14 protein-coding genes are annotated in these 13,988 nt (G+C 61.7%); 3 read left to right on the top strand and 11 right to left on the bottom strand.

Features of this window, described 5'->3' with window-relative positions:
• Window positions 1–28 precede the first annotated feature (28 nt).
• The 9 genes from KGB06_RS15615 to KGB06_RS15575 form a co-directional block, all read right to left on the bottom strand.
• The gene (locus KGB06_RS15615; RefSeq protein ID WP_223517208.1) at window positions 29–1,342 is read right to left on the bottom strand and encodes a protein kinase; all 1,314 of its coding nucleotides are present in this window, start codon (window positions 1,340–1,342) and stop codon (window positions 29–31) included.
• Between the two features lie 80 nt (window positions 1,343–1,422).
• Window positions 1,423–2,553 (bottom strand): cell division protein ZapE, encoded by a 1,131-nt coding sequence (gene zapE / locus KGB06_RS15610; protein WP_223517206.1) that lies wholly within the window; start codon window positions 2,551–2,553, stop codon window positions 1,423–1,425.
• Window positions 2,554–2,946: 393 nt separating this feature from the next.
• Window positions 2,947–3,993: an ABC transporter substrate-binding protein gene (locus KGB06_RS15605; RefSeq protein ID WP_223517205.1), complete on the bottom strand. Its 1,047-nt coding sequence runs from the start codon at window positions 3,991–3,993 to the stop codon at window positions 2,947–2,949.
• 18 nt (window positions 3,994–4,011) lie between these two features.
• On the bottom strand, window positions 4,012–5,127 hold the full coding sequence (locus KGB06_RS15600; protein ID WP_223517203.1) for an NAD(P)/FAD-dependent oxidoreductase: 1,116 nt from the start codon (window positions 5,125–5,127) through the stop codon (window positions 4,012–4,014).
• Window positions 5,124–6,479: an NAD(P)/FAD-dependent oxidoreductase gene (locus tag KGB06_RS15595; RefSeq protein WP_223517201.1), complete on the bottom strand. Its 1,356-nt coding sequence runs from the start codon at window positions 6,477–6,479 to the stop codon at window positions 5,124–5,126. The genes KGB06_RS15600 and KGB06_RS15595 overlap by 4 nt, the downstream gene beginning before the upstream one ends.
• Window positions 6,480–6,675: 196 nt before the next feature.
• Entirely contained in the window at window positions 6,676–6,966 is a 291-nt protein-coding gene (locus KGB06_RS15590; RefSeq protein ID WP_223517200.1) for a (2Fe-2S)-binding protein, read from the bottom strand.
• Window positions 6,967–6,973: 7 nt separating this feature from the next.
• Window positions 6,974–7,768 carry an ABC transporter permease gene (locus KGB06_RS15585; RefSeq protein WP_223517198.1) on the bottom strand — a complete coding sequence of 265 codons (795 nt, stop codon included), beginning with the start codon at window positions 7,766–7,768 and terminating at the stop codon, window positions 6,974–6,976.
• 6 nt (window positions 7,769–7,774) lie between these two features.
• Complete coding sequence (locus KGB06_RS15580; RefSeq protein ID WP_223517196.1) at window positions 7,775–8,644, bottom strand: ABC transporter permease; 870 nt, start codon at window positions 8,642–8,644, stop codon at window positions 7,775–7,777.
• On the bottom strand, window positions 8,641–9,660 hold the full coding sequence (locus tag KGB06_RS15575) for an ABC transporter ATP-binding protein (RefSeq protein WP_223517194.1): 1,020 nt from the start codon (window positions 9,658–9,660) through the stop codon (window positions 8,641–8,643). Before KGB06_RS15575 ends, KGB06_RS15580 begins: the two co-directional genes overlap by 4 nt.
• 242 nt (window positions 9,661–9,902) lie before the next feature.
• On the opposite strand from KGB06_RS15575, the gene KGB06_RS15570 reads away from it, so the two are divergent.
• Window positions 9,903–10,739, top strand: a complete 837-nt coding sequence (locus KGB06_RS15570; RefSeq protein ID WP_223517192.1) for an IclR family transcriptional regulator — start codon at window positions 9,903–9,905, stop codon at window positions 10,737–10,739.
• Between the two features lie 186 nt (window positions 10,740–10,925).
• Here KGB06_RS15570 and KGB06_RS15565 read toward each other — a convergent pair whose 3' ends face one another.
• Both KGB06_RS15565 and KGB06_RS15560 read right to left on the bottom strand, forming a co-directional pair.
• A complete protein-coding gene (locus KGB06_RS15565; RefSeq protein ID WP_223517190.1) occupies window positions 10,926–11,678 on the bottom strand; it encodes an anti-sigma factor family protein in 753 nt (250 codons plus the stop codon).
• Window positions 11,675–12,181: a sigma-70 family RNA polymerase sigma factor gene (locus tag KGB06_RS15560; RefSeq protein ID WP_223517188.1), complete on the bottom strand. Its 507-nt coding sequence runs from the start codon at window positions 12,179–12,181 to the stop codon at window positions 11,675–11,677. Before KGB06_RS15560 ends, KGB06_RS15565 begins: the two co-directional genes overlap by 4 nt.
• A 158-nt stretch (window positions 12,182–12,339) precedes the next feature.
• Here KGB06_RS15560 and KGB06_RS15555 point away from each other — a divergent pair, with 158 nt between their 5' ends.
• Window positions 12,340–13,425, top strand: coding sequence for a catalase family peroxidase (locus tag KGB06_RS15555; protein ID WP_223517186.1), 1,086 nt, complete (start codon window positions 12,340–12,342; stop codon window positions 13,423–13,425).
• The gene (locus KGB06_RS15550; RefSeq protein WP_223517184.1) at window positions 13,422–13,967 is read left to right on the top strand and encodes a cytochrome b; all 546 of its coding nucleotides are present in this window, start codon (window positions 13,422–13,424) and stop codon (window positions 13,965–13,967) included. Before KGB06_RS15555 ends, KGB06_RS15550 begins: the two co-directional genes overlap by 4 nt.
• Window positions 13,968–13,988: the final 21 nt, after the last annotated feature.

The following is a 13,988-nucleotide window of genomic DNA, read 5'->3' as shown; positions in this document are numbered from 1 at the left end:
AGCCTGCTCGCGAATGACCGCGCAGCGGTCACCTATCTTGCAGTTCCCGCACAATCTCGCTAAACCCCGGTCGCTTCAATACCTCTGGCTGACAGCAACGCTCCTGCAACACTTCCAGCTCCTCGCGCGCAACATCGCTCAGCCCCGAGTCGATACGTTCCAGCAATTCCCCCAGCAACACACCAAATGCCCGCACCTCGATCCGTTGCAGCGCTCGGCTTTCAGGGCTGTCGCAGGTTGCGTGGAAAGACGCCGCGCCAAAATCCCCCAGCAGGCAATCACCGTGCTCGTTCCACAGAATATTGTGGCCATAGAGGTCGCCGTGGGTGATGCCTTGGCGGTGCAAGTGTTTGGCCACCGAGGCGACGCCATGGGCGATTCGCAATGCCACGCCCGCGCTGAAACGGGTGTCATCGGTGTAGATGTCGCGGGTGCAGGAGGCCAGGCTCGGCAGCGCGGCCAGATTGCGATAACTCGGATCGATCAGTTGCATGACCAGCCCGGCTTGCTGGTCGGGATGATCGACGATTCGGCCTTCGACCCGGATCAGGTTAGGGTGAAGGCCGGCGGTGATGCAGGCGTTCATTTCGTGCAGGGGTGAACCGTCGCTGGTCATTTCACCCTTGTAGAGCTTGACCGCGACCGGCATGGCCGGTTGCCCCGGTTGTTGCCATGTGGCCCGATAAATCACCCCCGAAGCGCCTTCGCCCAGTTGCTGCTCCAGACGCAATTGATCCCAGGGAATCTGGGCCGTGGCTTCCAGTGCAGCCGCATCGGCTTCGGTTTCCAGCGGGTTACCGGCGTACGCCAGCCAGGTTAGGCTGGGCAAGGCCAGTAGCCATTCGGGCAGTTCACTGAGCTGATTGGCGGCGATGCGAATCAGTTCGAGCCGATGGCACTGACTCAGGCTGCGGGGCAGGCGCTGCAAGCGGTTGCCGGCGAGCATGAGTTTTTGCAGGTACGGTCGGTCGCCCAGTTCAGTAGGCAGTTCGGTGATGCGGTTGTCGGTCAGGATCAACCAGCGTAGCAACGGCGGCAGCGCGGCAGCAGGGACGGTTTCGATGGCATTGGCCTTGAAACCGATCATCGTCAACGCGGCGCATTGGCCCAGGCACGCCGGCAGTTCGGTGAACAGGTTGTCCGAACAGAACAGCACCCGTAAGCGGGTCAGGCGATGGAGGTCATCCGGCAGGCTGCGCAAGGCGTTGCCGGTGAGGTTGAGCACTTCCAGCGAGTCTGCCAGGTCAAAGATTTCCCGGGGGAATTCTGTCAGGCCGCAAGCCAGGTCCAGGCGGGTGATGCCAGTCAATTGGCCGGCGCGCAGTTGGGCGAGGGTATCCATGAGCGAGTTCGCTTTTGATCAAGGGAAGGCGCAGGGGCCTGGAAATGGGCGACATGATAGCGGTAAAGCAGACTCGCCTGTCAGGTGGGTACGCGTACCTCCAGCAACTGCCCCAAACGGCTGCGCGTACGCGCCAGATCGATGGCATCGCCGCCCAGGCTTTCACGCAACGACTGTTGGCCGAGCAGTGTCAGGTGCTTGTCCTGATCGTATAAAACGTCGATCAAATTGATAAAACGCTGCTGCGCGGCGATCGAACAGTCGGCCAGGTTGGGCAGTTCGTCAATGATCCAGTGATCGAAGCGCCGGCACAGCTCCAGATAATCCATGACCGCCGTGGGGTGATCGCACAGATCGCCAAAGGTGAAGCCGATGGTCCTTGCTTCACAGTGCCGCGCTTGAAAGTGCCGGGTGCCGACCGGCAGTTGCAACGGCAGGGCGTCGCGTTCGGGCAGGTTCAATGCCTGGCGTTGCGTCACGCTACCCGGCCAGACATACCGCCCTTGAGTAAACACCTGCTGCGCATGCGTTTTCACCTGACTGCGGTAGTCATGCGGGCCGCCGACCTCCATCACGTGCATGCGGGCGTGGATCAACTCGATGACCGGTTTGAAACGCGCGTGGTAGAGCGGGTTGGGTAACAACCCTTCCGGCGGATAGTTGGACGTTACCATCAGCAGAATGCCGCGACGGAACAGCGCCTTGAACAACCGCGTGATGAGCATCGCATCGCCGATGTCATGGACGTGAAACTCGTCGAAACACAACACCTGGCAATCGCTCAGCAGTTCATCGAGGGTGACTGCCAGCGCATCGGGTTGATCGCGATGGGTGAACATGCCCTGATGCAACCGGGCAAAGAACTCGTGGAAGTGCAGCCGCTGTTTTGTCTCGATCGGGATCGCCTGGAAGAAGCCGTCGAGCAACCAGCTCTTGCCGCGTCCAACCGCGCCATGCAGGTAAAGACCGGGGAGCGTTTTCGCCGACTCGCCGAGCAGTGCGGTGGCGTGCTGCGCCATGCAGTCGATCACTCGCTGCTGGCTGTGGCTGAGGGTGTAGCCCTGGGCATGGGCCTTTTGACGGAAGTAATCGTGGACGACTTTGCCCGCCGAGATGCCACTGGCCGGCGCCGCAAGCGCTTTGCGCAAAAGACTGCGCAAGAAAGGCAAGCGTGATGTCAGTCGCGAACGGTTGGGCGATCGAGCGGCCATGGTCATAACATCCAGAAATCGTCAGGCCGGCTCCCCGAGCAGCAGCGGCGGCGTAGTGTAACCAGATGGGTAATTGCCCATCCAGTCATGTCGATGGACGATGCGGGTTGTCGGACAGGGATTACAGCCTGTAGCAGCTGTCGAGCCTGCGAGGCTGCGTTCGACTGCGCAGCAGTCGTGAAATCAGGCAAAGCGGTGTTCCAGAAGGACCGTGTGTGCGGGGTTTACGACTGCTGCGCAGCCGAACGCCGCCTCGCGGTGCTCGACAGCTGCTACAAGCCGGACGCCGCCTCGCGGTGCTCGACAGCTGCTACAAGCCGGACGCAGCCTCGCGCTGCTCGACAGCTGCTACATCGATAGCGGAGCTGCCGAGCTGGGTGCGGGGGCAGTTATCTACCGTTCGATGCTGCGATTCCACCGCGCGTTCCACGCCGGGCGCTGTTCGTTGACCTGATCCCAATCGATGGCAATCGCCGTTTGCAGGTACTGCTTCATCGCCTCGACCTGGCCGCGCGTCTTGTCGGTGGTCGGGGTGTTCGGGTTGGACGGGATCTGGTCGCCGTCTTCCAGTGCAGCGGCTTGCGCTTCAGGCGTCAGCAAGAACGCGGCGAGTTTTTGTGCCAGTTCCGGCTGGGTGTTGTTGGCGATGGCGCACTCCGCGACGTTGAGCACCACGGCGCCTTCCTTCGGTTGCGCGTATTCGACCGGCATGCCTTTGAGTTTCAGCGCAGTGACCTGAGTCGGGGTCAACGGGAACAGCGCGGCTTCGTCGGTCTGGAGCATCTCGGAAATTTTCGCCGAGCTCGGAATGTATTCCAGCACGTTGCGTCCGACGGTGTTTGGCCAGGCCTTGAAACCCGGCTCGACGTCGGTTTCGCTGCCGCCCTGGATGCGGTTGAACATCAGGAAACCGTGCAGGCCGAAGGTCGACGAGGCCATCGACTGGAACACCAGTTTGTCCTTGAAGCGCGGGTCGGCCATGTCCATCCAGGACGTCGGTGCGCTCCAGCCTTTCTCCTTGAACAACCGGGTGTTGTACGCCAGCCCGGTGACGCCGAGACTGACCGCCACGGCCTGATCCTTGATTCGGCCTTTGGCGGGAATCTGCGCCAGGGGCGGGCTGTCCTCAAGCTTGTCACACAGGCCCATAGCGATGGCGCGGTACATGATGCCGTCGTCGAGGAACATCACGTGCAGTTGCGGGTTGCCTTTACTGGCCTGGACCTTGGCCAGAATATCGGCGGAGGTACCGGGCACGATGACCACTTTGACGTTATTGGCTTTTTCGAAAACCGGCAATACCTTGTCGGCGTACAGCCGCTCCATGGTCCCGCCGTTCATGCCCAGATAAAGCGTCGGCTCGGCGTGAGCCTGGGTAACCGTGAGCAGGGCGCTCAGGCATGAAAATCCGAGCAGTGCAGTGCGTTTGAAATGATTCATTGGCGCGACCTTCCTCTTTCAAGCTACGGAGATGGAGTGAAACCGGGTGATGGAAAACGCATCCAGCGACGTCGACGAGGCGCCGTTGCAGATGATCTCGGTGAGCGCCTGGCCCACCGCCGGCCCTATCTGAAAACCCGCACCGGCAAAGCCGAACGCGTGCAACAGACCGGGTTGAGTGCTGCTGTGGCCGATCACCGGTTGGCGGTCGGGCAGATATCCTTCAGTGCCGCTCCAGGTGCGAATCGCCTGAGCGCCTTCAAGAAACGGGTAAAGTTCGACGGCCTGGCGCAGGATATCGATCACCGCTTGTTGGCCGGGGCGCGCACGGGCACCGTCGAGTGCAAAGCCTTGGCCACCGCCGAGCACGCAATTGCCGCGAGCGACCTGACGGGCATAAATGCCGCCGCCTTCAACGCCGGTGCTGGCATTCATCACCAGGGGCAACGGCTCGGTGACCAGCATCGCCGGGTGCCCGGCGTGCATGGGCACCGCTTCGCCGAAGTGTTCGGCAAGGCTGCCGGCCCAGGCGCCGGCGCAGTTCAGCAGCCATGGCGCGTGCAGTTCGAGACCGTTTTGGGTGCTGACCCGAAAGCGCTGGCCGTCGTGCTCCACGGAAGAGACCGCTGATTGTTCATGAACCTGTGCGCCGTGGCGACGCGCGGCTTGGGCGAAAGCGGGGGAAACCAGTCGCGGGTTGGCGTGACCATCGTCGGGGCAAAACGAAGCGCCGACGGCGACGTCACCGACCCAAGGAAAACGTGCGCGCAATTCAAGGCGATCAAGGACCTGCAAATCGAGGCCGAAACCCTGGCTGCTGGTGGCGTAATCCTGCAAAGCGCGCAAGTCGTCGAGGCTGCGCGCGAGCTTCAAATGGCCGCTGCGCTGATATTCACCGTCAATGCCAATCCACTGTGGCAGTTGTCCCCAAATCTCGTGGGCCCGCTGCGACAAGGGCAATTGCGACAGCGGCCGACCCTGACGCCGCACGCCGCCATAGTTCACTCCGCTGGAATGTGAACCGCAAAAATCCCGCTCCAGCAATGCCACACGACGTCCGGCTTTGCTGAGAAACAGGGCGGCCGAGGCACCGACGATGCCGCCGCCGATGATGATGGCGTCAACTTCGATCACGATTCGACCTCCAGGCCAAACGGCAGCGGCTTGATCGGCGCTTGTGCGCGCAGTCGACCGATCTGCGATACGTCACGCTGGCTTTCGCAGGCAATAATTTCTGCGGCACCAGCGCCACACATCCGCCCCTGGCAGCGGCCCATGCCAACGCGGCAATGGGCTTTGACCCGGTTGATTTCCCAGTGGCCTTCGCGCACGACCTGACGGATATCGCCGGCGCGCACTTCTTCGCAGCGGCAGATCATCACGTCGTCTGCGGTTTCGGTTGCCCAGTGTTCGGGGAAGATGAAGGCCTGTTCCAGCCCTTTGCGAAAGGTGTTTACCTGGGTGAGCGATTGTTCCAATTGGACGCAGCGCTGCGGCGCAATCAGGTAGCCGATGTCTTCGAGCGCGGCCAGCGCTGCCCGTTCACCGGCCATTTCCGCGGCATCGGCGCCCATGATCCCGGCGCCGTCACCGGCCAGATAAACCTCGGCGACACTGCTGCGCCCGGCACTGTCACGTTGCGGCAGCCAGGCGCGGTTGAGCGGGTTCCAGGCAAATTCGCAGCCCAGCAAATCGGCGAGTTGGGTTTCGCTACGCAGGCCATGGGCGAAGGCGACGGCGTCACACGTCAGGCGTTGTTCGCCCTTTGAGCCGGACCAGTTGAGCGACTGAACCCGGTGTTCGCCGTCGATGCGTTGCAAGGTGGCGCCCTGATGCACCGGGATGCCGTGAGCGGTCAGCCAGCTGCGGTAATAAATGCCTTTGGCCAGCGTAGCCGGTTGCGAGAGCAAGCCGGGCAGGGCGCGGACTTGGGCACTGAAGGGTGAACTGTCGAGCACCGCGACCACTTTCGCGCCGGCCTTGGCGTATTGATATGCGACCAGATATAGCAATGGACCGCTGCCGGCGAACACCACGCGTTCCCCGATGGCGCAGCCCTGAAATTTCAGGGCGATCTGCGCCGCGCCGAGGCTGTAGACGCCGGGTAACGTCCAGCCTTGCACCGGCAGAATCCGGTCGGTGGCGCCCGTAGCGACAATCACGCGGGAGAATTCAATTCGTGCGGCGCGACCTTCATGCAACGTGTCGAGCGCATCCGTTTCGGCATTCCACACCAGGGTATCCGGCCGATAGTCGAGCTGTTCGCGCAACGTATCCAGGGTCTGATGCAGCGCCTCGGCCTTGCCCGCTTCGAAGCCATACAACTTGACCGCCGAACGCTTGAAGTTGGCCGGCTGGCGCCGATAAATCTGCCCGCCACCGCGCGCGGCTTCATCCAGCAAAACCGGGCGAACGCCATGCGCCACCAGCGTCTGCGCCGCCCGAATCCCGGCCGGGCCGGCACCGATGATCACCACGGGCTTCATACCCACCACCATTCAAATGATCGCCGCAACACCCTTGTGGGAGCGAGCCTGCTCGCGAAGACGGCGGTAGTTTCAACATAGGTGGTGACTGATACACCGCTTTCGCGAGCAGGCTCGCTCCCACATTTGATTTGTGTTGATTGCAGGTGTTGTGATCGCCGCTGAACCCCTGTGGGGTTGCAGTTGAAAGGTGTGTTCATAGCGAGCGCCCCGGTTCGCGGGTGATGTGGTGATCGTTCTCAAGCAGCGTCGAACACGCGCGCACGCGCCGGCCATCGCCCAGGCGGACCCAGCAGTCCTGACACGCCCCCATCAGGCAGAACCCGGCGCGGGGCTCGGCGCTGAAGTCGCTGCCGCGCAGGTGGTCGCTGCAGGTCAGCACCGCGGTCAGCACGGTGTCTCCGAGCAGGGCGGTGGCCGGTTGGCCGTCGAGGGTAAAGTTCACGGCCGGGCGGTCGCCCTCGGCCAGTCGTTTCAGCAAAGCCATGGCGCCCTCATTGTTTACCCACCAGCACCCGATCAAGGCCGTAGACCCGATCAAGCAGAATCATGGTCAGCGCGGTCAGCGCGATCACCAGGGCCGACACCGCCGCCATCATCGGATCGATGGATTCGGTGGCGTACACGTACATGCGCACCGGCAGGGTTTGCGTGGCCGGCGAGGTGACGAAAATCGACAGCGTGACCTCGTCAAAGCTGTTGATGAACGCCAGCAACCAGCCCCCCGCTACCCCCGGCAGAATCATCGGCAAGGTGATTTCCCGGAACAGCGTGAAGCGTCCGGCGCCGAGGGATTGCGCCGCATGTTCGGCGCTACGATCCAGGCCAATGGCCGAGGCCAGCACCAGTCGCAGCACATAGGGAGTGATCACCAGCACATGGGCGAAAATCAGCCAGGTGAAGCTGCCGTTGACCCCCATCAGCGCAAACAGACGCAGCAAGGCAACGCCCAGCACCAAGTGCGGAATGATGATGGGCGACAGGAACAGACCGTTGAAAAAGTCCCGTCCCGGAAACTCGAAACGGGTGATCGCCAATGCCGCTGGCACCGCAATCAGGGTCGCCAGGCTGGCGGCGCAGAACGCCAGAATCAAGCTGTTGTAGAACGCATCGACAAAATCGGCGCGCTCGAAGACCGCACGGAACCAGCGCAGTGAAAACTCCGTGGTCGGCAGGCTCAGGGTGTTTTCCGGGGTGAACGCAACGAGGCAGACCACCACCAGCGGCGCGAGCATGAACAGCACCACCAGGGCATGGAACAGCAGGGCGAAAGGACCGTTCTTGGACATGACGAGTTATCCCAATGACTTCTTGTAGCGGCCTTCGATCATCCGGTTCCACGACAGCATGATCAGCAGGTTGAGCAACAGCAGCGCCACGGCAATCGCCGCGCCCATCGGCCAGTTCAGCTCCGACAGGTACTGGTCGTAGATCAGTGTGGCGACCATTTTCAGTCGACGCCCGCCCAGCAGGCCGGGGATGGCAAATGAGCTGGCGGCCAGGCCGAACACGATCAAGGTGCCTGACAACACGCCCGGCATAATCTGCGGCAGAACCACCTGACGCATCACCGTGAAGTGACTGGCGCCGAGGGACATCGCCGCTTGTTCGGCGGCCGGGTCGAGTTTCTGCAGCGAGGTCCAGACCGGAATAATCATGAACGGCAGCATCACGTGAACCAGCGCTATCACCACCGCGAACGGCGTGTACAACAGCTTCATCGGCGAACCGCCGAAGGCTTGCAGGGTTTGATTGACCAGGCCGTCGGCGCCGAGCAACAGGCTCCAGCCGAACGCACGCACCACCACCGAAATCAGTAGCGGCGTGAGGATCAAAATCAAAAAGATCGAACGCCACGGTGCGCCCATGCGACTGAGGATGTAGGCCTCGGGCACGCCGATCACCACGCAAAGCAGGGTAGTCAGGGCGCTGATCCACATCGTGCGCAGAAAGATCTCGTAGAAGTACGGGTCGCCCAGCAGGCTGCTGTAATGACTGAGGGTGTAGGCGTCGCCATTGATCCCCGAGCTGTAGTCGAAGACGTTGAACGACAACACCAGCGTCAGCAGCAGCGGGATGGCCAGCAGGCTGACGTACAACGCCAGGGCCGGTGCCGACAACAAATACCCTTGGCGTCCCTGGCGAACGGCGACCAACGTACTCATGCCGACACCTCATCGACAGTCAGCACCCGCAGCAGCGTTGCATCCCAGTCGAGACCGACCGCTGTGCCTTCGTTCAGCGGTGTCGAACCGTCGTTGCGACGCACCACGCTGATGTCGCCCAGGGTCGTGGAGACGCCATACAACCATTGGCTACCGAGGAAGAAGCGGCTGGCGATCTTGCCCTGTAGACGCCCGTGATCTCGCTCGCGCAGATCGATTTTTTCCGGGCGCAGGCTCAGGGTCAGCTCGCCGCCACTGCGCACTTGCACCACGCCCGAGCCGTCACGTTCGCCGGGTAGCAGGTTGGCTTTGCCGACGAAGCCGGAAATGAACTCGGTGCGTGGATGTTCGTAAAGGGTGTAAGGCGCGTCGATTTGCGTGATGCGTCCGGCCTGCATCACCACCACGCGGTCGCTGATGGACAGCGCTTCGGATTGGTCGTGGGTGACCATCAGCGTGGTGATCCCGACTTCGCGCTGAATGCGGCGGATCTCGAATTGCATTTCTTCGCGCAGGTTGGCATCGAGGTTGGACAGCGGCTCGTCGAGCAGCAGCACGGGCGGCTCGATCACCAAGGCCCGGGCCAGTGCCACACGCTGGCGCTGGCCACCGGAAAGCTCGCGTGGATAACGCTCGGCATGTTGATCCAGGCGCACCAGTTTCAGCACCCGGGCCACGCGTTGCTGCAACTCGGCGGCGGGTACTTTGCGCATCCGCAGGCCGAAGGCGACGTTGTCTTTGACGGTCATGTGCGGGAACAGCGCGTAACTCTGGAATACCACGCCCAAGCCACGGCTGGCGGGTTTGGCGTGGGTGATGTCACGGCCGTCGAGCAGGATGCGACCGCTGGTGACTTCAACGAAGCCGGCGATCATTTGCAGGGTGGTGGTTTTGCCGCACCCGGACGGACCGAGCAAAGACACGAACTCGCCTTTCTCCACCGATAGGTTGGTAGCCACGACGGCGTCGATTTCGCCGTAACGTTTGCCGAGTCCTTCAAGTTGCACAAAAGCCATGACTGCGCTCCACCTGAGATTGTTATGCGTCACCCGAAGGCGCGCTTTTTTGTATGGGCAGATACGAAAAGGTCTTGCTGGGTGCGTTGGCGCTCGACTTGAGTCGGCTGCCGCTGTTGTTCGAATCGCCCCTGTGGACGCAGATTAGGACGAAGACTAGGATGGGCTCAATGGCCTATTTCACTGAAGCGATGACTATTTTCGATTTCATTCAGTGAGTAAATTTATTGTCGAGAAACCATATGCCTGATTCCACTGAGCGGAATGAAAACAAAAATGAAGTCGGTGTCGGCGCGGTCTCCCGATTGTTTGCCGTGCTGCGCAGCCTCGGTGACACCGTCGAGGGCGGGGAGCGCGTGACGCAACTGGCGCAGCGCATCGGCTTGTCGCAACCCACTACGCACCGTTTGTTGCGCAGCCTGATGGACGAGGGCATGGTCGAACAGGATGTGCGCAGCAAACGCTATCGCCTGAGCCTGGATTTTTTTGCCTTGGCGGCGCGTGCGGGCAATACCGGCAACCTGCGCGAACTGGTGCGACCGTCGCTGCTGCGGCTCTCGGCTTCGTTGGGGGATTCGTTGTTTCTATTGGCGCGCAGCGGTTTCGACGCGATCTGCCTGGACCGCAGCGAAGGGCCGTTTCCGATCCGCACGTTCACCGGCGATATCGGTGGGCGAGTGGCGCTGGGAGTGGGTCAGGGCAGCCTGGCGATTCTGGCGTTTCTACCGGAGGAGGAGCGTGACACGGTGATTCGCTACAACTTGCCGCGACTCAAAGATTTCCATCTTTACGACGAAGTGTTCCTGCGCGCGGAGGTCAAGAACGTGCGCTCGCTGGGTTATGCCGGGCGCAACACCGGTGTGCTGCAAGGCATGGCCGGGGTGGCGGTGCCGATTCTGGATCGAGAGGGGCGGGCGGTGGCGGCGTTGAGTGTGGCGACGGTCAGTGACCGGCTTGGGCCGGATCGATTGCCGACGGTGGTGGAAATGCTCAAGCGCGAAGCCTCGATGATCGGGCCGCGGATTAATCCCTTCGATCCGCTGCTGCGAAGGCCTTCGCAGGTGTTTGGGCAGGGCTGAATAAATCGCTGATCCCCCTTGTAGGAGTGAGCCTGCTCGCGATGAGGCCGGTACATCCAACATTGATGTCAACTGGCCCACCGCTATCGCGAGCAGGCTCACTCCTACAGTTGATTGGGGGTAGGTCCAGGTTTTGTAATCGACGCCGACCTCTGTGGGAGCACCACAAGGGGATCCGCGGTGTGGTCAGAATTGTGCGGTTTGCTTGAGCATCTGCGCCGCCGGCGTGTCGCTCGGGCTGACCATCGCATAGTTGTAGCCGCTGCCAGACCAGTACTCGGCCTGCAACTCGCCATCGCTGCGACTTCCCCGTGGCAGCAAGTTGTTTTTCGGTCCCGGTGGGCGCACGTAGAAGCTGATCTTGTGCCCGCCCTGATCTTCATAAACCACCATCGCCGCCGGCCCTTGTTCGGTGCTGAGCAAACGGCCGCTGACCGGTTTGAAACCTGCGCTCGACAGGTCCGGCAGGCGATTGGCGCGGGTGAAATAACGGTCGAGCCAGCCCTGCATGTCGCCGTCGGCGCTGACTTTATAGTCGGCTGGCAGGATGCCTTGCTGGGCGATCAGGCGATAAGCCTGCATGGCATCGGTCATCGGCGGCGGGGCGCCGGGCAGGGTCATCTCGCGCGCTTGCCAGCCGCTCAACCCACCGACACTGACGGCGATCAACAGCACGGCCGCGCTGGCCAGATGACGACGGGATTGGTGTTTAAGGCGCTGGCGAATCAGCGCCGGGTCAAGCTCCTGATTGACGGGTTGTTGCAGGGCTCCGCTCAGGGCTGCCCGCAATTGTTGGGCGTCGTGCTGCCAGGCGCGCACTTGCGCGGCCATTTGCGGGTTGCTGGCCAGATAGGTCTCGACCAGACGTCGGTCGGCGTCGTCGAGTTGGTGATCGACGTAAGCGTGCAGGTCACGCTCGCTTGGGGGCATGCTGATCATTTGAGTATCCGCAAAGAAGGGCTGGTGATTTCGCCGTCGCTGAGCTGGCGCAAGGCCTGGCGGGCGCGGGACAGGCGGGACATCACGGTGCCGGTGGGGACGTCGAGAATCTCGGCGACCTCTTTATAACTCAAACCTTCCACCGACACCCAAAGCAGCAGCGCGCGCTGTTCGGTGGTGAGTTGATCGAAGGCGTGCAGCGTCGATTGGGCAATCACCGTGCGTTCGACCGACGGCTGTGCGTCGTCGCGCCCGGTAAAGAATTCGAGCATTCGCGCATAACGCCGGGTGCGGCGATGGGCATCCAGAAACTGCCGGTACAGAATCGAAAACAACCAGGCGCGCAAGTCGCCCCCAGGGCGTTTGTCACCCCAGCTCGACAGCGCTCGCTCCAGGCTCGACTGCACCAGATCGTCGGCGCTGCTGGGATTGCGCGTCAGTGAAACGGCGAAACGCCGCAACCTGGGAATGATTTCTCTGAGTTGTTCGTCGATATCGTTCATGTGTTTCTGACTAGTCACTACGCTTTGGACTAGGAAGACGCCCGGTATTCGAGGTTATTCCACGCCTGCAAAAATAAACACCGGGCGATGGAATAAAGCACGGTGGGGTACGTCTGCTTGATTCTTCTCACTTGTGGCCGATGGCCCTGGAGTTATTCATGGTAGATCGCTCATCACCGCCCACCCGGCCACCGCTGAGTGCCGCAAGCCTGACGCTGCGTTTGACTGGCATTGCGGTGGTGGTCGCCGCGCTGGCCGGTGCCTTTGCCTACGTCAACGGCACACTCGACCCACAGCGCCTGACGCCAAAAGCGCTGATCAACGTGCTGGAAAAGAACAACGGCGTACACCCGGGTTTCCGCCGTAACCACGCCAAAGGCGTGTGCGTGATCGGCCATTTCGAAAGCACCGCTGAAGCACGCAGTTATTCCCGTGCGCAGGTGTTCAGCGAAGCCCGGACCCCGGTGGTCGGGCGATTCGCACTGCCCGCCGGCAACCCTTACGCACCGGACAGCGCCGTACCGATTCGCAGCATGGCGTTGCGATTCACCCAGGCCAATGGTCAACAGTGGCGCACCGGGATGAACAGCATGCCGGTGTTCCCGGTGGGCACTCCTGAGGCGTTTTATCAATTTCAGCAAGCCCAGTCACCGGATCCTGCCACTGGTAAACCCAACCCGACGGCGGCCCCGGCATTCTTCGGTTCTCATCCGGAATCTGCGCCGTTCCTGGCCTGGATCAAAACCGCCAAGCCGTCGGCCAGTTATGCGACGGAGACTTACAACAGTGTCAACGCGTTTTACCTGGTGAACGCGGCCGGTCAACGCCAGGCAGTGCGTTGGCAAATGGTGCCGGTGGCGCAGGATGCAGTGGGTGCCACAGCGCCTGAAGGCAGTGATTTTCTTGAGAAAGACCTGGTTCAGCGCTTGTCGGCAGGGCCGCTGCGTTGGCAGTTGAGGATCACGCTGGCGAACCCGGAGGATCCGGTCGACGACGCCAGCAAGGCCTGGCCCGACGGTCGCAAAGTCCTGAATGCCGGCACCTTGGTCCTTGAAAGTACGCAGCCACAACTCAATGGCGAGTGCCGCGACATCAACTACGATCCGCTCGTGCTGCCCAGCGGTATCGAAGGTTCCCACGACCCGTTGCTCGCTGCTCGTTCAGCCGGTTACGCCAATTCCTACTTGCGCCGCACCAGTGAAGTCAGTCAGTTGCCCGCCGCTAAACAGGAGGCTCAACAATGAGCGCTCAACCGAACCATTTCGCGCCGTTGGCGCGGCTGCTGCATTGGCTGATGGCGCTGATGATCATTGCGATGCTGTTTATCGGCGCGGGGATGGTGGCCTCGGTGTCCGAGCGTCATGAGTGGTTGATTCATCTGCACAAGCCGTTGGGCGTGGCGATTTTGCTGCTGGTGATCGTGCGTTTGTTCGTGCGCTTTTCCACGCAACAGCCACCGTTGCCAGCAGACTTGCCGGGTTGGCAGGCACTGGCGGCCAAGGCCTCGCACGTCTTGCTGTACGTCTTGATGTTGGTATTGCCGTTGCTCGGTTGGGCAATGATTTCGGCGGCGGGGGACCCGGTGATGCTTGGCACTTCGATCCAGTTGCCGTCGATCCTGCCGGCCAATGCACAGGTGTTTGCGTTCCTGCGCAAGGCGCATGGGTATCTGGCGTATCTGCTGTTTCTCACCGTTCTGCTGCACTTGGCGGCGGCGTTGTTTCACGGTTGGGTGCGGCGCGATGACGTGCTGGACAGCATGTTGCGCGGCAAGGATCGCGGCTGACCTTGTAGCAGCTGGCGCAGC

Source organism: Pseudomonas sp. GL-B-19, from assembly GCF_019956415.1.
GTDB lineage: Bacteria > Pseudomonadota > Gammaproteobacteria > Pseudomonadales > Pseudomonadaceae > Aquipseudomonas.
The sequence above is the reverse complement of the archived record's forward strand: the minus strand, read 5'-3'. Positions and strand labels throughout refer to the sequence as shown.